The sequence below is a fragment of the Curtobacterium subtropicum genome, assembly GCF_030362975.1.
GTDB classification, from domain to species: Bacteria; Actinomycetota; Actinomycetes; order Actinomycetales; family Microbacteriaceae; genus Curtobacterium; species Curtobacterium subtropicum.
Window position 1 is genome coordinate 98,127 of the sequence record NZ_JAUCMM010000007.1, and the last position, 17,799, is coordinate 115,925.

The window sequence follows — 17,799 nt, forward strand, 5'->3', positions numbered from 1 at the left end:
GGTCGCCTTCTGAGCGACCGGCCCTCTCCCTTGCACCAAGAGTGTCCTGCAATCACATTCCGCAGGCGGTGCCACAGCAAACACTGCCTGCACGACCGACTGTATAACGAGGCGGTAACGGTGCGCCAGCGTGTGGGGCCTTCGTTCGCTGCGAGTTCACCGAACGTCGCCGGAGCGGATCAGAAGAGGTCGGGGGACGGCGTCGACGCGTAGCGCACCGCGACGTCGGCGTGCCGGTCGAAGCGGTAGCCGACACCGCGCACGGTCCGCACGATCTCCTCGAACGCCCCGAGCTTCGAGCGCAGCCGCCGCACGTGCACGTCGATGGTGCGCTCGTTCGGGGTCTCGTCCTCGTCGTCGGACCACAGACCGTCGATGATCGCAGCGCGGTCGACGGTCTGGCCCTCGCGCAGCACGAGGAACTGGAGGAGCTCGAACTCCTTGTAGGTCAGCGGAGCGGCCTCGCCGTCGAGCGTCACGCGCTTCCGGGAGATGTCGATGACGACCCCGGTCTCCTCGGGCTCGGGTTTCTCGGCCTGCTTGCGGGCGGCCACGGCGGAGCGGTCCTGCAGCGCGAGGCGGACCACGTCGACGTCACGCCCGCCGGAGCCCTCGGCCGCGACGGCGACCGCGGCGTAGGTCTCCGACGACGGCACGAGCTGGGCGGTGAGGGCCTTCAGCTGCTCGACCACGGCCGCCAGGGTCGTGCCGGCGGCCGCGGCAGCAGCCTCGTCGATGCCGACGTAGAGCGCGAAGCCGCGAGCCTCGGTGCCCTCCGGCAGGGCACGGTTCCGCTGCGGCGCGACGACCGGGCTGGTCGGGATCCCGCTCGCGACCGGCGGGGCGACGGGCTCGCGACGCGGTCGGATCGGCGTGACCGTCCCGAGGTCGGTGGGCACCGTGGTGGCGGGACGGAGGGCGGTGCGGGGCTGGGGGATCGTGAGCGACATGGCGGTTCTCCGGGCGGGGCTGCGGTGCGGTGCACCGTGCGGTGTCGAGTGCGTCGGTCCGGGTACGGCTGATCGCCGTGTCGCCCAGCGGTCCTGCGGTGGACCGGGGCCTCCCGGGAGGTACGGGTGACGGTCGGTTCGACGGAACGTGCTGTCGCGGCGTCGTCGAGGTGCTGTCACCCGGGGATCACACGCGCGCGACCGGGGTGGTGTCGCGGGGGATCCGGCTGGAACGGGTACCGATCAGGCACACATTCGACAACGCATGACCGCCGACGTCGACATCGTGATGTCGACGTTCCCCAGGGCCTCGGAGAGGACTCGGGAGGACACGGTTGCAGTCATGGGACGAGTATCGGCGGTATACCAAGGCGCTGTCAACCGTCCGCGCGGACGGTGACGGCAGCGAACAGGCGGCGCTCCGGCGGGACCGACCGTCGGACGGGAGGCGCACTGCGGACCCGCCACGCGCCTCCCGTCCGCCGACACGTGGACCGGGCGCGGAGCGCGGAGCGCGGAGCGCGGGACGCCGGCGTGCGCGCTGGACGCCGGCGTGCGCGCTGGACGCCGGCGTGCGCGCGGGACGCCGGCGTGCGCGCCGGACGCCGCGACGTGCGCGAGACGCCCCCGCCGACACGGCCGGAGCCGTGCCGACGGGGGCGTCGGGGGAGCGGGTGCTACTCGGCCAGGCCGTACAGGCGGTCGCCGGCGTCGCCGAGTCCCGGCACGATGTAGCCGTTCTCGTCGAGCTTCTCGTCGAGGGCACCGAGGACGATGCTCACGTTGCGGTCGCCGACGGCCTGCTCGACGGCGGCGAGGCCCTCGGGCGCACCGAGGATGCAGACGCAGGTGACCTCTTCGGCCCCACGGTCGAACAGGAAGTCGATCGCGGCGGCCAGCGTGCCACCGGTCGCGAGCATCGGATCGAGCACGAAGCACTGTCGGCCGGACAGGTCGTCGGGCAGGCGCTCGGCGTAGGTCTGCGGCTCGAGCGTGTCCTCGTTGCGGGCCATGCCGAGGAAGCCGACCTCGGCGGTGGGGACGAGCTTGACCATGCCCTCGAGCATGCCGAGCCCGGCGCGCAGGATCGGCACGACGAGCGGACGGGGCTTCGCGATGGCGACGCCCATCGTGTGTGCGACAGGGGTGTCGATCGGCGTCGCCGTGACCCGGACGTTGCGCGTCGCCTCGTACGCGAGGAGCGTGACGAGCTCCTCGGTCAGGGCGCGGAAGGTCGGGGAGGGTGTGGTCCGGTCGCGGAGCACCGAGAGCTTGTGGGTGATGAGCGGGTGGTCGGCGACGTGGACTCGCATGGTGTCGAGCGTACCGTGCCGATGGGGCAGGATCGACGCGTGGAGCACCCAGCCGGACGACCGTTCACCGCGGCGATGGACCGCGCGCTCGACGAGGCCCGTGCGTGCCTGGACACGGGGGACGTCCCGGTCGGTGCCGTCGTGCTCGACGCCGCGGGCCAGGTCGTCGCGGTCGGTCGGAACGAGCGCGAGGCCCGGCAGGACCCGACCGCGCACGCCGAGGTGCTCGCGCTCCGCGCCGCTGCCGGGGCGACCGGGGACTGGCACCTCGCCGAGCACACCCTGGTCGTCACGCTCGAGCCGTGCCCGATGTGCGCCGGTGCCGCCCTGGCCGCACGCGTGCCCCGGATCGTGTTCGGGGCGTGGGACCCGAAGGCCGGGGCGAGCGGCAGCGTCTACGACATCGCGCGCGACCGGCGCCTGCCGCACCGCGCCGAGGTCGTCGCCGGCGTCCGTGAGCAGGCCTGTGCCGACCTGCTCGACGCGTTCTTCCGCGAGCGCCGCTGACGGACGGACGGACGGCGCCGCCGGACGGACGGCGCCGGCGGCACGGGTTGCCTCAGTCGGCCGCGCGGATGACGATCGCCTCGGTCGGTGGACGCGGCCCCGTCCGGAGCACGTCCGGCTCGACGTAGATCACGCGCGCGGCCGGGACGGCGTCGCGGATCCGCCGCTCGACCGTGTCGATCCCCGCCGCCACGTCGCCGAGGCGTCGGTCGCCGTCGACCGCGACCTTCATGCCCACCATGAGCTCGTCCGGCCCGAGGTACAGCGTCTTGAGGTGCACGATCGACTTGACCTCGGGGCCGTCGAGCACCGCCGCCCGGATCCGCTCGACGTCGACCGCGCTCGCGCCCTCGCCGACGAGCAGGCTCTTCGTCTCGACACCGAGCACGATCGCGACCGCGATGAGCAGCAGGGCGATGAGGATCGTGCCGATCGCGTCGAACACCCCGTTGCCGGTGAGCACGGTGAGGCCGACGCCGAACAGCGCGAACACGAGACCGGTGAGCGCCGCGGTGTCCTCGAGCATCACGACGGGGAGCTCCGGCGCCTTCGCCCGACGCACGAACTGCACCCACGACTGCGAGCCCTTGTGCGGGCGGGCCTCGCGCAGAGCCGTCCGGAGCGAGAAGCCCTCGAGCCCGATCGCGATGACGAGCACGGCGACGGGGAGCCACCAGTTCGTGATCGGGTGCGGGTCGGCGAGCTTCTCGACGCCCTCGTACAGCGAGAACACACCACCGATGGTGAACAGGACGATCGAGACGACGAAGGCGTACACGTACCGCTCGCGGCCGTGGCCGAACGGGTGCTCCTGGTCGGCGGCCTTCCGCGCGCGCCGGCCGCCGAGCAGGAGCAGGAGCTGGTTCGCGGAGTCGGCGAGGGAGTGCACGCCCTCCGCGAGCATCGCAGCCGACCCGCTGATCGCGGCGGCGACGAACTTCACGATCGCGATGCCGACGTTCGCGGCCAGCGCGGCGAGGATCGCCCTCGTGCCTCCCGAAGCGCTCACGGGTGTCCCTTCTCCCTGCGGTGCACCGGGCCGGCCCCCGCGGACGGCCCCCTGACGGACCGATCCTAGGCGCGGGCGCTGGGTAGGGTCGGGTCCATGACGATCGCACTGCCCCGCACCGCCATGCTCGGCGTCGGCTCCATGTCCGGCAGCGTCCTCGAGGGCCTGCTCGCCGCGGGACTCGACCCGACGACCGTGACCCTGACGACGCGCTCCGAGCAGTCCGCGGCTGCGTGGCGCGAACGCGGCCTCGACGCGACGGCGACGGAGACCGACCCGGACGCGAACCGCGAGGCCGTCCGCGGCGCCGGGCTCGTCGTGCTCGGCGTGAAGCCGTACCTGGTCGGCGAGGTCCTCGACGAGGTCGCCGCGTCCCTGCACCCCGGTGCGGTCGTCGTGAGCGTCGCGGTCGGCACCACGCTCGCCTCGATGGAGGCCCGGGTGCCCGCCGGGGTCCGCGTCGTCCGGGCGCTGCCGAACACCCCGATCGGCGTCGGTCACGGGGTCACCGGCGTGAGCGCGGGGACCACGGCGGACGCCGAAGCGGTCGCCCTCGCGTCCAGCGTCTTCACCGCGTCCGGCCAGGTGATCGAGGTCCCGGAGGCGCAGCTCGACGCCCTGTCCGCCGTCTCCGGATCGGGTCCCGCCTACGTCTTCCTGCTCGTCGAGCAGTGGCAGCAGGCTGCCGAGGCACTCGGCTTCACGCCCGAGCAGGCCGCGACGATGGTGCAGGGGACGATCCGGGGCGCCGTCGAGCTGATCGCCGCGTCCGGTCTCGAGCCCGCGGACCTGCGCCGCGCGGTCACCAGCCCGAAGGGCACCACCGAGCGCGCCGTCGCCGTCCTGCAGGACGCCGACCTCGCCGGCACGTTCACGCGTGCGTCACGCGCCGCGATCGCGCGGGCCGAGGAGATCGCCGCGTCCTGACCGCGGGTGCCGCACCGGTCTGTCCGACGTGACGGGGGACGGACGGGAGGCCCGTGGCGGCGCTGCCACGGGCCTCCCGTCCGTCGTCGGGTCGCTACTCGAGCGCGGCGAAGCGCTCCAGGTCCGTCTCGGTCCCCGAGACGATGATCACGTCGTCCTCGCCGATGATGCTGTCCGGCGTGGCCGGCACGAACGCCCTGCCCGGCGACTTGATGCCGAGGACGGTCAGGCCGTGCCGGGTGCGGATCACCGTCGTGGCGAGGTCCTTGCCGCGGACCGCCCGCGGCGGGAACATCTTGACGACGGCGAAGTCGTCGTCGAACTCGATGAAGTCGAGCATCCGGCCGGAGACGAGGTGCGCCGTGCGCTCGCCGGCCTCGCGCTCCGGGTAGACGACGTGGTTGGCGCCGATGCGGGACAGGATCGTGCCGTGCGACCGGCTGACGGCCTTCGCCCAGATCTGCGGGATCCCGAGGTCGACCAGGTTCGACGTGATGAGCACGCTCGACTCGAGGTGCGAGCCGACGGCGACCACCGCGATCGCGAAGTCCTGGGCGCCGATCTGCCGGAGGGCGTCGATGTCGGTCGCGTCGGCCTGCACGGCGTGCGTGACGCGGTCCGACCACTTCTGCACGAGCGCGGCATCGGTGTCGACGACGAGCACCTCGCGGTGCTGCCGCTCGAGCTGCCCGGCGGTGGCGGCTCCGAAGCGCCCGAGGCCGAGGACGAGCACGGGCGCGTCGTGGCTCACGGCGCCGGTGACGGGGTGGGGTGCACGGCGCTCGGCGCGTGCGACGCGGCGGTCAGCCAACGATCGGCCTCTCCTCGGGACGGCGGAACAGCTGCCGGCTCTGGCTGGCGGCCAGCGCGGCGGCGATGGTCACTGTACCGACCCGACCCAGGAACATCGTGGCGGCGAGCACGTACTTCCCGGCCTCGGGGAGCTCGGCGGAGATGCCGGAGCTCAGCCCGCACGTGGCGAAGGCGGAGATCACCTCGAAGAGCACCCGGTCGAGCGAGTCGCCGGTGATCTGCAGCAGGACGACCGTCATCACGGCGACGATGGTCGCGCCCCAGAGCACGACCGCGACCGCGACGCGCAGCACGTCGCTCGGGATGCGTCGACCGAACGCCTCCATGCTCCGCCGCCCGCGAGCCTCGGCGACGGCAGCCAGGAAGAGCACGGCGAGCGTCGTCACCTTGATGCCGCCGGCCGTCGAGGCGGAGCCGCCGCCGATGAACATGAGCATGTCGGTGACGAGCAGGCTCGCGCCGTGCATCTGCTGGACGTCGATCGTGGCGAAGCCGCCGGACCGCGTCATCGTCGAGAAGAAGAGCGCCTGGAACGCGGTGTGCCCCGCTCCGGCGTCGCCGAGCGTGCGGGGGTTCGACGCCTCGAGCGCGGTGTAGACGACGGCGCCGACCAGGAGCAGGACCGCGCTCGTGGTCAGGGTGAGCTTGACGTGGATCGGCCACCGGCGCGGCGTCCGGAACTGCTTGGTCACCGCACGGATGACCGGGAAGCCGATCGACCCGGCGACGACCGCGACCATGAGCATCGAGAGGAACCAGTAGTCGTTCGCGAACGGGGCGAGCCCGTCGGCGTTCGGCGAGAAGCCGGTGTTCGTGAACGCCATCGCCGCGTAGTAGAAGGCGTCGCCGACCGCCGTCCAGAACGGGTACCCCGCGGCGAGGACCGAGGGCAGGATGAGCACGCCGACGGCGACCTCGATCGTCAGGGTGCTGACGGCGACCGTGAGCAGCAGCGTGCCGACCTCGCCGAGCCGCACGGCCTGTCCCTCCGGCACCGCACCGGAGTGCGTGCGGAGGGGGTTCGAGTCGCCCGCGGCGATGAGCTTCGCGCGTAGTCCGAGCCGCCGCGTGACCACGAGTCCGAGGATCGAGGCGAAGGTGAGCACGCCGACCGCACCGATCTGGGTGCCGACGACGATCAGGACCTTGCCGAACACCGACCAGTGCGTCGCCATGTCGACGGTGGCGAGGCCGGTCACGCAGACCACCGACGCGGCCGTGAACAGGGCGTCCGCGAAGTGCGTGGGGGTGCGGTCCGCCGACGCCCACGGGGTCGTGAAGAGGGTCGTGAAGATGAGGATCAGCGCGACGAAGACGAGGATCGCGAGTCGCGACGGAGATGCCCGGAGGACGTCGAGCACGCTGTTCCACCACCGACGGACGTCGCTCACCGGCGCGTGCCGGTCGAGCGGCTCGGTGCGGTCGAGCATCGGGCGCCTCCGGAGCCGTCGAGCAGGTCAGCGGACATGGTACATGCGCGGCCGTCCGACTAGCCTTGCCCCATGGCCGACATCTTCACCGTCGTGGCGGACCCCACCCGGCGCGAGCTGCTCGGTGCACTGCTGACGGCCTACGGCGCGGACGCCACCGGGGGTGAGCTGAGCGTCGGCCAGCTCGTCGAGAAGATCGGGGTGAGCCAGCCCACCGTGTCGAAGCACCTCCGGGTCCTGCGCGACCACGGCCTGGTGTCGAGCAGGGAGGAAGGGCAGCACCGCTTCTACCGGCTCGACCCGGAACCCCTCGTGCGGCTCGAGGAGTGGGTGGTCCCCTTCACCGGCGCGGTCGACGCGGACGGCACCCCGGCCACGACCGCGTGGACGATGGACGGGCAGCCGGTCTCGGTGCGGCGCTCCGGTGCAGCCGGGCGGTCGACGGTCGAGGTGGGCACCGAACTCGGTCGCGTGATGGCGGAGGCGTCACACCGTGCGACGGCCGCGTTCACGGGCGCGCAGCAGGGCTGGGAGCGGGTCGTCGACCGCGGTCGGAAGCGCTTCACGCGCCGCGGCGAGGACGACTGAGCGCTCGGCCCGACGGCCGCGCCGGGTCCGGTCGGACGCCCGGATCGGGTCCGGCCCGATGCCCGAGTCGGGCCCGGTCGAGCGTCTGCTCGGAGTCTCCTGGACACGCGGTCCCACGCGCCCCTACACTCACCCTTGACCACACAGGTCACACCGACCCCGCGCGAACCGCGGGTACCCGAAGGCGGACCATGACCGGCAGTTTCGACGACGTGCGCTTCCTCACCGTCGCTGAGGTGGCCGAGATGATGCGCGTCTCGAAGATGACCGTGTACCGCATGGTGCACGCGGGGGAGCTCCCCGCGATCCGGTTCGGCCGGTCCTTCCGCGTCCCGGAGTCGGCCGTCGCCGAGCTCCTGCGCGGCGGCATCGCCGACGTCGGCTGAGGTCGCCCCGGCTCGCGCTCGTTCGACAGGACCGCTGCGCTCCGCTAGACTCGGCCGGGTTGATTTTCCGCGGTCTCTTCGGGCCCGGTGTCCACACATCAGCATCGTTCCGAGCGAGGTCCACTATGGGTTCTGTCATCAAGAAGCGTCGCAAGCGCATGGCGAAGAAGAAGCACCGCAAGCTCCTTCGCAAGACGCGTCACCAGCGTCGCAACAAGAAGTAAGTCCAGTACTTGCACCCGAAGCCCCGGTCCGCCGGGGCTTTCGTGTTCCCGGGTGCCGCGTCCCGCCGGTCTAGGGTGGGGACATGCCCGCCGTGACGTTCCTGACGAAGCCCGGCTGCCACCTCTGCGACGACGCCCGTCCGGTCGTCGAACAGGTCGTGGCGGCCCATCCCGGTACGACGCTGGAGGAGCGGTCGATCCTCGACGACGACGCCCTTCGTGCGGAGTACGCCGAGGACATCCCCGTCGTGCTCGTCGACGGCCGGGTCCACAGCAACTGGCACGTGGACGCCGACCGGCTCCGACGTGCCCTCGAGAAGGCAGAGGCCCGCGCATGATCCACCACGTCGTCTCCTGGACCGTCCGCTCGGACCTCGACCGCTCCGTGACGATCGAGCGCATCCGCGAGCTCCTGACCGGACTCGTCGGCACGATCGGCTCGATCCGGTCGCTGCAGGTGGTGGAGAACGTCGCGTACCCGGGGAAGAACCAGGACGTCGCCGTCGTGGCGACCTTCGACGACCTCGCCGGTCTCGACGAGTACCAGGTCCACCCGGACCACCAGGCGGCGGCCGCCGAGATCCGCGAGCTGGTCACGGGACGGGCGGCCGTCGACTGGGAGAGCTGAGCCGAGCCTCCCGGCCCGTGCACGACGACGGCCACCCTCCTGTCGGAGGGTGGCCGTCGTCGTCGGTGGTGACTACGGGGTCAGGCGCGTCGGACCGCGGAACAGGTAGGTGACCTCACGGATGGACGGCTCGTGCAGCGCGAGCATGAGCACGCGGGCCAGGCCCATGCCGAAGCCGCCGTGCGGCGGGACGCCGTAGCGGAAGAAGTCGAGGTACCAGCCGAGCTCCTCCGGGTCGAGGCCCTTCTCGACGGCCTGCGCCTCGAGGACGTCGACGCGGTGCTCGCGCTGGGCGCCGGTCGAGATCTCGGCACCGTTGAACAGCAGGTCGTAGCTGTTCGTGAGCGTCGGGTCGTCGGCGTGCCGCATGTGGTAGTACGGGCGGATCGAGGCGTCGTAGTCGGTGACGAACACGAACTCGGAGCCGTGCGTCTCCTTCGCCCAGGCGCTGACACGACGCTCGCCCTCGGGGTCCAGGTCGCCGTCCGCGCGGACGACCTCGTAGCCGCTGTCGGCGACGATCTTCCGGGCCTCGGCCAGGGTGACGCGGGGGAACGGGGCCGTCGGCACGACGAACTCGAAGCCGAAGACCTCCTCGATCTCCTTGCCGTACTTCGCCTTGACGGCGGTGAAGCCGGCGACGAGGAGCTCCTCGTGCATCGCCATGACGTCGGCGTGCGACTCGACCCACGAGATCTCGGCGTCCACGCTCGTGAACTCCGTCGCGTGGCGGCTCGTGAAGGACGGGTCGGCGCGGAAGGCGTCCGCGATCTCGAACACCGCGCCGAAGCCGGCGGGCTGGGCCATCTGCTTGAAGTTCTGCGGCGACTGCGCCAGGTAGGCGGTGGTCTCGAAGTACTCGAGCTGGAAGAGCTCGGCGCGTGACTCGGATGCCGACGCCATCAGCTTCGGGGTGTGGATCTCGATGTAGTCCCGCTCGACCCAGTACGTGCGGAACGCGTGCTCCAGCGTGGTCTGGATGCGGAAGATCAGGTTCTGCTTGCGGTTGCGCAGGTCGAGGAAGCGCCAGTCGAGACGCTTGTCGAGCGAGGAGTCGTCCGCGATCGGCGTCTCCGGGATCGCCGCACTGACGACCTCGAGCGAACCGACCTTGACCTCGAGGCCGCCGAGCTTCACGCGCTCGTCGTGCTTCAGGGTGCCGCGGACGTGCACGAAGGTGCCGTGCGCCAGGCCCGAGATCTCGTTCGTGATGGCGAGCCGGGCCTGGGCGTCGTCGTCGCCGTCCTCGGCCTCGCGCGTCGCCGGGTTCACCAGCTGCGCGGCGCCGGTCTCGTCGCGGAGGACGACGAACTGGACCTTCTTCTGGTCGCGGACGGTCTCCACCCAGCCGGCGACGGCAACGGGGCCGTCGGGGAGGGCGGCGAGGTCGGCGATGCGGGTGCGTTCGATCACGGTCGTCGAGTCTACGGCCTCCTCCACAGGTGGGCTCGCGGCGTGCGTCCTCCACAGTTGCGGCCGGGAGGCGCGGGTCGGCCTCGGCGTCTCCGTAGCGTCGTCCGTGTGGTCGGGTCGCGAGTCGAGAGGGGTCCCGGATGACGGCATCGGGAGTGGGGCTCGCGGCCTGGCCGCCCGTCGCGGTGGCGGCGGTGCTGGCCGCGGTGGTCGGATCGGCGGTCACGCTGCTCGGCGCGGCCGTGGCCGGCGTCTGGGCGTTGGTGCGGTGGCGGCGGGACGTGGCGCGTGAGGAGCGCGACCGGGCGTGGGCGCGGTTCGTGTGGACGGTCGAGCAGGCATGCGACCCGGACACCGGTCGCGCGGAGATCGGCAGCATCAGCGCCAACGCGATGTACGACATGCAGAACCTGCACGGTGACGACGCCGTGTTCGGGACGCTGGTGCTCGGACTCATCACCGGAAGGGACGGACATGGCGGTTGAGGATCCAGTGCTCGCCCTGGTCAGGCAGCGGCAGGAGGAATGGCGGCAGCGCGTGCGCAGGCGGTACCGATGGCGCCCGTGGAGAGCTCGGCGTCTCATCTGGGAGCACGACGAGTTGCTCCGCCGACAGGACGAGTGGCGCGCCGCCCGGCGCGAACGAGCTCGACTCATCGAGGCGGGGGAACTGCTGGTCGACCGGTGACGGCGCGGAGTCGCCCGCCGGTCAGGGGAGCGAGGCGCGCAGGGTGCTCAGCGTGCCGATGAACTCCTCGGCCATGCCGGCGCGCTCGACGAGCTTCGCGTGCCGGGCGCGGGCATCCTCGAGCGAGGCGTCGAGCCGGGCGGCGAGCGCCGGCTGGTCCTCCGGGGCCGCCCCGGCCAGGGCGTCGACGACCCGGAGCAGCTCGGACATCTCGTCGAGGGTGAACCCGAGCGGTTTCATCCGACGGATGACGAGCAGGCGGTCGAGGTCCTGCGCCGTGTACACGCGGAAGCCCCCGGCGGTCCGACCGCTCGGCACGAGGAGGCCGACCTCGTCGTAGTGGCGGATCGTCCGCAGGGACATGCCGGCACGCTCGGCGAGCTCGCCGATGTGCATCGTCTCGCCGATGTGCATCGTCTCGCCGATGTGCGTGGTCTCGCCGGGCGCCGGACCGTCCGTGACCTGGTCGGGTGTCCGGTCGTCGGGAGTCGGTGAGGGGGAGTGCACGGTCGTCATCGTGGCAGACCTCCCTCCGTCGTCGCTCGGTGTCGCCGTGCCAACCCTACCCTCACGTCAGGGTAGGGTCGTCAGCGATGTCCCTCGCACCCCATGCCCCCGCGGCACCCAGCGTCCTCAGCGCCCTCCGGTCACCTCGTCTGCTGACCCGCGAGGTCCTGGCCGGTGTCGTCACCGCCCTCGCCCTGATCCCCGAGGCGATCTCGTTCTCGGTGGTCGCCGGCGTCGACCCCGCGGTGGGGCTCTTCTCGAGCGTCGTGATCGCGGTGGTGATCTCGATCGTCGGAGGCCGGCCCGCGATGATCTCCGCCGCCGCGGGATCGGTCGCGCTCGTGATCGCACCGCTCGTGCGCGACCACGGCGTCGCCTACCTCGTCCCCGCGGTCGTGCTCGGCGGTGTGTTCCAGCTGGTGCTCGGGTTCCTCGGGGTGGCCCGCCTGATGCGCTTCATCCCGCGCAGCGTCAACGTGGCCTTCGTCAACGCGCTCGCGATCCTCATCTTCACCGCGCAGCTGCCGAACCTGTTCGGCGACGACATCCCGCTCGTGGTGTGGCCGCTGACGGCCCTCGGCGTCGGCATCATCGTCGCCTTCCCCTTCCTGACGAAGGCCGTCCCGGCGCCGCTGATCGCGGTCGTCGTGGTCACGGCGATCACGATCGTGTTCGGGGTCGCGGTGCCGACGGTGGGCGACGAAGGGTCCCTGCCGACCGCCCTGCCCGGCTTCGGCGGCATCACGGTCCCGCTGTCGCTCGAGACCCTGCAGATCGTCGCGCCGTACGCGTTCGGGGTCGCGATCGTCGGGCTCATCGAGACGCTCCTGACGGCGCAGCTCGTCGACTCCCTGACGGAGACCCGGTCCAGCGCGTGGCGCGAGTCGTGGGGACAGGGCATCGCGAACATCGCGTCGGCGTTCTTCGGCGGGACGGGCGGGTGCGCGATGATCGGCCAGACCGTCATCAACGTGAAGACGGCGGGCGCGCGGACGCGGGTGTCGACCTTCGCCGCGGGAGCGTCGGTGCTCGTGCTGACGATCGTCCTGCACGACCTCGTGGCGCAGATCCCGATGGCGGCGCTGACCGCAGTGATGCTCATGGTGTGCGTCGCGACCTTCGACTGGCACAGCATCCGGCCGCGCACGCTCGGACGGATGCCGCTCGGCGAGACGGCGGTCATGGTCATCACCGTCGTGGTGGTCGTCGCCACCGACAACCTCGCCACCGGTGTCCTGGTGGGTGTGGTGGTCGCGGCCCTCGTGTTCGCCCGTCGAGCGGCACACGTGGTCGCCGTGGTGCGCGAACCGGTCGACGAGCACACGGTCCGCTACCGCGTGCAGGGCGCCCTCTTCTTCGCCTCGTCGAACGACCTCGTCACACGGTTCTCCTACGCCGAGGACCCGGAGCGGGTGATCGTCGACATGTCTGCCGCGCACGTGTTCGACGCGAGCACGGTCGCGGCGCTCGACGGGGTGGAGCAGCGGTACGCCCGGCACGGCTCGACGGTCGAGGTCGTCAACCTGAACACCGGATCCGTCGCGCTGCACGGACGGCTGACCGGACGCCTGGGCTGATCCGCCGAGCGAGCCGGGGCTGAACGCTCGCACATCCGGTGAATCCGCTGTGGGGCGGGTGATGACGGTGGAGCGACCTAGACTGGAACCCATGCCCGCGACACGGATCCACCTCGTCCGGCACGGCGAGGTCCACAACCCGGGGCGAGTGCTCTACGGCCGGCTGCCCGGCTTCGGGCTCAGCGAGCTCGGTGCCCGGATGGCCGCCGCGTCGGCGACCGCCTGGCACGACGCCGGGGTCGACGTCCGACGGATCGTCGCGTCGCCGCTGCAGCGCACGCAGGAGTCCGCGGCGCCCTGGGCGGCTGCCTACGGGCTCGAGGTCTCGCTCGACGAACGGCTGATCGAGCCCACGAACCGGTACGAGGGCCAGCGCCCCGGCTTCACGAAGCGCTCCATCGGGCGACCGGCCGAGTGGCCCTGGATCGCGAACCCGTTCCGCCCCAGCTGGGGCGAGGCGTACGAGTCCATCGCGAACCGCATGCTCGCCGCGGCCACCTCCGCGTGGGAGAGCGTGGACGGCGGCGACGTCGTCCTCGTCAGCCACCAGCTGCCCATCTGGACGGTGCACCGCAAGCTCGCCGGGGGGCCGCTCTGGCACGACCCCCGCAAGCGTCGGTGCGACCTGTCCAGCATCACGACCCTCGAGCGTGTGCCCGCCACCTCGTCCGGTCGCTTCACCGAGGTCGGGTACGCGGACCCCGCGCTGTCCCTGCGCGCGTCCGCGGTCGACGAAGGAGCAGTCTGATGTCCGCACGCAGCCGGATCGCCGCCGTCGCGGCCTCGGCGGTGATCGCAGCCCTGGCGCTCGCCGGGTGCTCGTCGTCGAACGACGACCTGTCGCGCCAGTACGGCAGCGGCACCACCCAGAACTACATCTCCGGCACCGGGGCGGTGACCGAGGTGGCGGCCGACGACCGCAGCGCTCCGGTCGACTTCACGACGAAGGACACCGACGGCGACACCATCTCGGCGAAGGACCTCCGCGGCAAGGTCGTCGTGCTGAACTTCTGGTACGCCGGCTGCCCGCCGTGCCGCGCCGAGGCGAAGTACCTCAACCAGGTGCACGACCAGTACGCCGACGACGACGTGGTCTTCGTGGGCGTCAACGTCCGCGACGAAGCGGGGACCGCGGCGGCGTTCGAGCGCACCTTCGGCGTCGACTACCCGACCGTGCTCGACGCCCGCGACGGCGCCGTGCAGCTCGCCCTCTCCGGGCAGATCGCCCCGAACGCCGTCCCCGCGACGATCGTCCTCGACAAGCAGGGCCGCGTGGCCGCCCGCGTCCTCGGTGCGATCGACGGCAAGAGCATCCTGCAGACCCTGGTCGGCGACGAGCTCGACGGCAAGGCGTCCTGACCCGTGCCCGGCAACCCCTTCGCCGACGCGATCCTGAGCGGCCAGATGCTGGTGGCGCTGCCCGTCGCCGCCCTGGCGGGGCTCGTGTCGTTCCTGTCCCCGTGCGTGCTCCCGCTCGTGCCGGGGTACCTGGGGTACGTCGGCGGGATCGCGGAGGGCGGCCAGCGTCGGGGGCGGGTCGTGCTCGGCGTCGTGCTGTTCGTGCTCGGCTTCACCGCGGTGTTCGTCGCGTACACGACGGTGTTCGGTGCCCTCGGGTTCTGGCTCGTGCGGTGGCGTGACCTGATCACCCAGGTGCTCGGGGTCGTCGTGATCGCGATGGGCCTGGTCTTCATCGGACGCTTCACCTTCCTGCAGCGCACGATCAAGCCGTCGTGGACGCCCGCGACCGGGCTCGTCGGGGCACCGCTGCTGGGCATCGTGTTCGGCCTCGGCTGGACCCCGTGCCTCGGCCCCACGCTCGCCGCGATCAACCTGCTCAGCGTGCAGTCGGGCAGCGCCTGGCAGGGCATGTGGCTCGGTGTCGCGTACTGCCTGGGGCTCGGTGTCCCCTTCGTCCTCGTGGCGCTCGGCGCCGGGTGGGCGACCGGGGCGATCCGGGTCGTCAAGCGCCACATGCGCACCGTCAACATCATCGGAGGAGCGATCCTGATCGTCATCGGTCTGCTCATGGTCACCGGCATCTGGTCGGCCGTCATGTCGAGCCTCGGGGCGGTGATCCAGAGCTTTGTCCCCGCGGTCTGAGCACGACGCCACCCCCGAGCGACCCGACGTCGAGCGCGTCCCCGTGGACGAGACGACCTCGGGCGCCGACCCGATGCGCCCGTCCGACCACGTCGACAGCGCCGCTCCGGTGGCGACCGGCGACGACGGACCGACGCAGCCGAAGCTCGGCCTCGTCGGCTACGTCCGCTTCTTCTGGCGCCAGCTGACGAGCATGCGCACGGCGCTCTTCCTCCTCATGCTCCTGGCGCTGGCGGCGATCCCGGGCTCGCTCGTGCCGCAGCGCACCGCCGACCCCAACGGTGTGGTGCAGTACAAGGCGGACCACCCGCAGCTCTTCCCGGTGCTCGACACCCTGCAGGTCTTCGACACGTACACCTCGGTGTGGTTCTCCGCGATCTACCTGCTGCTGTTCGTCTCGCTCATCGGGTGCATCGTCCCGCGCACGAAGCACCACTGGCAGGCGCTGCGGACGCGACCGCCGAAGACCCCGGTGCGCCTCGGCCGACTCGCCGGCTACCGGTCCGTCCCCGTCGAGGCGGACGCGACCACGAGCCTCCCGTCCGTCGACGATGCCGTGAGCCGCGCGGCGACCCTGCTCAAGCGGTCCGGGTACCGGGTCGAGCGCTTCGGGGACTCGGTGAGCGCGGAGCGCGGGTACCTGCGCGAGACCGGCAACCTCGTCTTCCACGCGGCGCTCGTCGGCGTGCTCGTGGCAGTCGGCCTCGGTGGCGGGTTCAGCTACACGGGGCAGCGCCTGCTGGTCGAGGGCCAGACGTTCTCGAACGTCCTCGGCTCGTACGACTCCTTCAACCCGGGCCGCTGGTTCCGCCAGACCGACCTGCAGGGCTACAACCTGACCCTCGACAAGTTCACGACGACCTACGAGGAGAAGAACCTCGACGCCCTCGGACAGGCCCTCGACTACTCGGCGACGGTGACCAGCCAGGAGAAGGGCCGGGCTCCGAAGACCAGTCGCATCGGCGTGAACGACCCGCTGTCGGTCGGCGGGACGAACGTGTACCTGCTCGGCAACGGGTACGCGATGCAGGTCACGGTCCGCGACGGCAAGGGGAACGTGGCGTTCCAGGACGTCGTGCCGTTCCTGCCGGAGGACGCGAACTACACGTCGACCGGCGTCATCAAGGTGCCGGACGCCTCGCCGTCGCAGCTCGGCATGGTCGGGTTCTTCTACCCGACCGCGTCGAAGCTGTCGACCGGCGCCTTCGCCAGCGCCTACCCGGACGCGCAGAACCCGCTCCTGACGCTCCAGGTGTACCGCGGCGACCTCGGCCTCGACAGCGGTGTCCCGCAGAGCGTCTACTCGCTCGACACCAGCGGCCTCGAGCAGATCGCCGGGCGACAGTCGGAGACCGCCAGCATCGAGCTGAAGCCCGGCCAGACGAAGACCCTGCCGGACGGCACCGGCTCGATCACCTTCGACGGCGTGAAGCGCTACGTCTCGCTCGACGTGCACCACGACCCGTCGCAGCTGTTCGTCGCCGGGTTCGCGGTGCTCGCGGTGCTCGGCCTGCTCACGTCGTTGTTCGTGCCCCGTCGCCGCGTGTGGGTGAAGGCCGTCCCGCGCAGGGGTGCGGAGCACGGCGAGTACGACCTCGAGTACGCCGGTCTGGCGCGCGGCGAGGACCCCAACCTCGAGCGCGCCGTCGACGACATCGCCAAGAGGCACCTGTCGGACCTCGGAGTTAGGATCCCCTCGTGAACCCGGACATGACGACCAACCTCGCGACCTACTCGGTCGTCCTGACGTACTCCGCGATGGCGGTCTACGTCGTCGCGTTCATCTCCTTCGCGCTCGACATGGCCAAGCGGTCCGGCCAGGTGGCGGCCGGTGCCGCCGCCCCCGCACCCGCCGAACGCACCGTCGCGACGGTGCAGGGTGGCACGGTCGTGCTCGAGAAGGTCGACACCGACCGGGGCCGCTCCGGCGGTGGCGGCACGAAGTTCGAGCGCGTCGGCATGGCGATGACGATCCTCGCGCTCGTGCTGCACGTCGGCGCGACCGTCCTGCGCGGCATCGCGGCCGACCGTGTGCCGTGGGGCAACATGTTCGAGTTCTCGCTCACCGGTACGGCGCTCATCACGCTGATCTTCCTGCTGGTGCAGTTCTGGCAGAACCTGAAGTTCCTCGGCGTGTTCATCACGGGGCTCACGATCATCCTGCTCGGCATCGCGACCGTGAACTACTGGGTGCCCGTCGTCCCGCTGCAGCCCGCACTGCAGTCGTACTGGCTCGTCATCCACGTCTTCGTCGCGATCGCGGGCACGGGCTTCTTCGCCCTCGGCGCCGGACTCGCCGTGGCGCAACTGGTGCAGACCTACCGACAGGGCCGCCCGGTGTCCAGGCAGCTCCGCTTCATGGAGACGCTGCCCGACGCCGAACGGCTCGAGGTCCTGACCTACCGCGTGCTGCTCGTCGGCTTCGTGCTCTGGACCTTCACGCTCATCGCGGGTGCGATCTGGGCCGAGCGCGCCTGGGGTCGGTACTGGGGGTGGGACACCAAGGAGGTCTGGACCTTCATCATCTGGGTCGTCTACGCCGGGTACATCCACGCCCGTGCGACCCGCGGCTGGCGCGGCGCGCGGTCGTCCTGGCTGGCGCTCATCGGCTTCGCCGCCGTGATGTTCAACTTCTCCGTCGTGAACGTCTTCTTCAAGGGCCTGCACAGCTACTCGGGCCTGTGAGCCCGGCCGGGCGTCCTCGACGCGACCGGCACGACGGACGGGAGGCGCGGTG

Annotated in this window: 21 protein-coding genes; 14 read left to right on the forward strand and 7 right to left on the reverse strand. The window is 71.5% G+C overall.

The window, feature by feature from the left end; all coding sequences use genetic code 11:
• Positions 1-179 precede the first annotated feature (179 nt).
• Both QUG98_RS11145 and upp read right to left on the reverse strand, forming a co-directional pair.
• On the reverse strand, positions 180-950 hold the full coding sequence (locus tag QUG98_RS11145) for a winged helix-turn-helix domain-containing protein (RefSeq protein WP_289470599.1): 771 nt from the start codon (positions 948-950) through the stop codon (positions 180-182).
• Between the two features lie 677 nt (positions 951-1,627).
• Positions 1,628-2,263, reverse strand: coding sequence for a uracil phosphoribosyltransferase (gene upp, locus QUG98_RS11150; protein WP_058729799.1), 636 nt, complete (start codon positions 2,261-2,263; stop codon positions 1,628-1,630).
• A gap of 75 nt (positions 2,264-2,338) precedes the next feature.
• Between upp and QUG98_RS11155 the strand changes: the two genes are divergently transcribed.
• Positions 2,339-2,770 carry a nucleoside deaminase gene (locus QUG98_RS11155; protein ID WP_289470670.1) on the forward strand — a complete coding sequence of 144 codons (432 nt, stop codon included), beginning with the start codon at positions 2,339-2,341 and terminating at the stop codon, positions 2,768-2,770.
• Between the two features lie 52 nt (positions 2,771-2,822).
• Here QUG98_RS11155 and QUG98_RS11160 read toward each other — a convergent pair whose 3' ends face one another.
• Positions 2,823-3,779 carry a cation diffusion facilitator family transporter gene (locus QUG98_RS11160; protein ID WP_289470600.1) on the reverse strand — a complete coding sequence of 319 codons (957 nt, stop codon included), beginning with the start codon at positions 3,777-3,779 and terminating at the stop codon, positions 2,823-2,825.
• Positions 3,780-3,875: 96 nt separating this feature from the next.
• Between QUG98_RS11160 and proC the strand changes: the two genes are divergently transcribed.
• Positions 3,876-4,706, forward strand: coding sequence for a pyrroline-5-carboxylate reductase (gene proC, locus QUG98_RS11165; RefSeq protein WP_289470602.1), 831 nt, complete (start codon positions 3,876-3,878; stop codon positions 4,704-4,706).
• A 94-nt stretch (positions 4,707-4,800) separates the two neighbouring features.
• Here the strand turns inward: proC and QUG98_RS11170 are convergent, their stop codons facing one another.
• Both QUG98_RS11170 and QUG98_RS11175 read right to left on the reverse strand, forming a co-directional pair.
• On the reverse strand, positions 4,801-5,457 hold the full coding sequence (locus QUG98_RS11170; RefSeq protein WP_202596823.1) for a potassium channel family protein: 657 nt from the start codon (positions 5,455-5,457) through the stop codon (positions 4,801-4,803).
• A gap of 52 nt (positions 5,458-5,509) precedes the next feature.
• A complete protein-coding gene (locus tag QUG98_RS11175; RefSeq protein WP_289470603.1) occupies positions 5,510-6,949 on the reverse strand; it encodes a TrkH family potassium uptake protein in 1,440 nt (479 codons plus the stop codon).
• Between the two features lie 72 nt (positions 6,950-7,021).
• Here QUG98_RS11175 and QUG98_RS11180 point away from each other — a divergent pair, with 72 nt between their 5' ends.
• The 5 genes from QUG98_RS11180 (at position 7,022) to QUG98_RS11200 (ending at position 8,775) form a co-directional block, all read left to right on the forward strand.
• Entirely contained in the window at positions 7,022-7,537 is a 516-nt protein-coding gene (locus tag QUG98_RS11180; protein ID WP_289470604.1) for an ArsR/SmtB family transcription factor, read from the forward strand.
• A 191-nt stretch (positions 7,538-7,728) separates the two neighbouring features.
• Positions 7,729-7,923: a helix-turn-helix domain-containing protein gene (locus QUG98_RS11185; protein WP_058729786.1), complete on the forward strand. Its 195-nt coding sequence runs from the start codon at positions 7,729-7,731 to the stop codon at positions 7,921-7,923.
• A 125-nt stretch (positions 7,924-8,048) separates the two neighbouring features.
• Entirely contained in the window at positions 8,049-8,147 is a 99-nt protein-coding gene (locus tag QUG98_RS11190; protein WP_003792170.1) for a 30S ribosomal protein bS22, read from the forward strand.
• Between the two features lie 83 nt (positions 8,148-8,230).
• Entirely contained in the window at positions 8,231-8,485 is a 255-nt protein-coding gene (locus QUG98_RS11195) for a glutaredoxin family protein (RefSeq protein WP_289470605.1), read from the forward strand.
• Positions 8,482-8,775: a Dabb family protein gene (locus QUG98_RS11200; RefSeq protein WP_289470606.1), complete on the forward strand. Its 294-nt coding sequence runs from the start codon at positions 8,482-8,484 to the stop codon at positions 8,773-8,775. The genes QUG98_RS11195 and QUG98_RS11200 overlap by 4 nt, the downstream gene beginning before the upstream one ends.
• Positions 8,776-8,847: 72 nt before the next feature.
• On the opposite strand, the gene aspS is transcribed toward QUG98_RS11200, so the two are convergent.
• A complete protein-coding gene (gene aspS, locus QUG98_RS11205) occupies positions 8,848-10,188 on the reverse strand; it encodes an aspartate--tRNA(Asn) ligase (RefSeq protein ID WP_289470607.1) in 1,341 nt (446 codons plus the stop codon).
• Between the two features lie 140 nt (positions 10,189-10,328).
• Between aspS and QUG98_RS11210 the strand changes: the two genes are divergently transcribed.
• Positions 10,329-10,673: a hypothetical protein gene (locus tag QUG98_RS11210; RefSeq protein WP_289470608.1), complete on the forward strand. Its 345-nt coding sequence runs from the start codon at positions 10,329-10,331 to the stop codon at positions 10,671-10,673.
• Positions 10,674-10,896: 223 nt separating this feature from the next.
• Here the strand turns inward: QUG98_RS11210 and QUG98_RS11215 are convergent, their stop codons facing one another.
• Entirely contained in the window at positions 10,897-11,289 is a 393-nt protein-coding gene (locus tag QUG98_RS11215; protein WP_289470671.1) for a MerR family transcriptional regulator, read from the reverse strand.
• Positions 11,290-11,468: 179 nt separating this feature from the next.
• Between QUG98_RS11215 and QUG98_RS11220 the strand changes: the two genes are divergently transcribed.
• The 6 genes from QUG98_RS11220 (at position 11,469) to ccsB (ending at position 17,747) form a co-directional block, all read left to right on the forward strand.
• Entirely contained in the window at positions 11,469-12,959 is a 1,491-nt protein-coding gene (locus QUG98_RS11220) for a SulP family inorganic anion transporter (protein ID WP_289470609.1), read from the forward strand.
• Positions 12,960-13,050: 91 nt separating this feature from the next.
• Positions 13,051-13,707: a histidine phosphatase family protein gene (locus QUG98_RS11225; RefSeq protein ID WP_289470610.1), complete on the forward strand. Its 657-nt coding sequence runs from the start codon at positions 13,051-13,053 to the stop codon at positions 13,705-13,707.
• The gene (locus tag QUG98_RS11230; RefSeq protein ID WP_289470611.1) at positions 13,707-14,318 is read left to right on the forward strand and encodes a TlpA family protein disulfide reductase; all 612 of its coding nucleotides are present in this window, start codon (positions 13,707-13,709) and stop codon (positions 14,316-14,318) included. The genes QUG98_RS11225 and QUG98_RS11230 overlap by 1 nt, the downstream gene beginning before the upstream one ends.
• A 45-nt stretch (positions 14,319-14,363) precedes the next feature.
• Entirely contained in the window at positions 14,364-15,062 is a 699-nt protein-coding gene (locus QUG98_RS11235) for a cytochrome c biogenesis CcdA family protein (protein ID WP_289470672.1), read from the forward strand.
• Positions 15,063-15,135: 73 nt separating this feature from the next.
• Complete coding sequence (gene resB / locus QUG98_RS11240; RefSeq protein ID WP_289470673.1) at positions 15,136-16,764, forward strand: cytochrome c biogenesis protein ResB; 1,629 nt, start codon at positions 15,136-15,138, stop codon at positions 16,762-16,764.
• Positions 16,765-16,772: 8 nt separating this feature from the next.
• Complete coding sequence (gene ccsB, locus QUG98_RS11245) at positions 16,773-17,747, forward strand: c-type cytochrome biogenesis protein CcsB (protein WP_289470674.1); 975 nt, start codon at positions 16,773-16,775, stop codon at positions 17,745-17,747.
• Positions 17,748-17,799 lie beyond the last annotated feature (52 nt).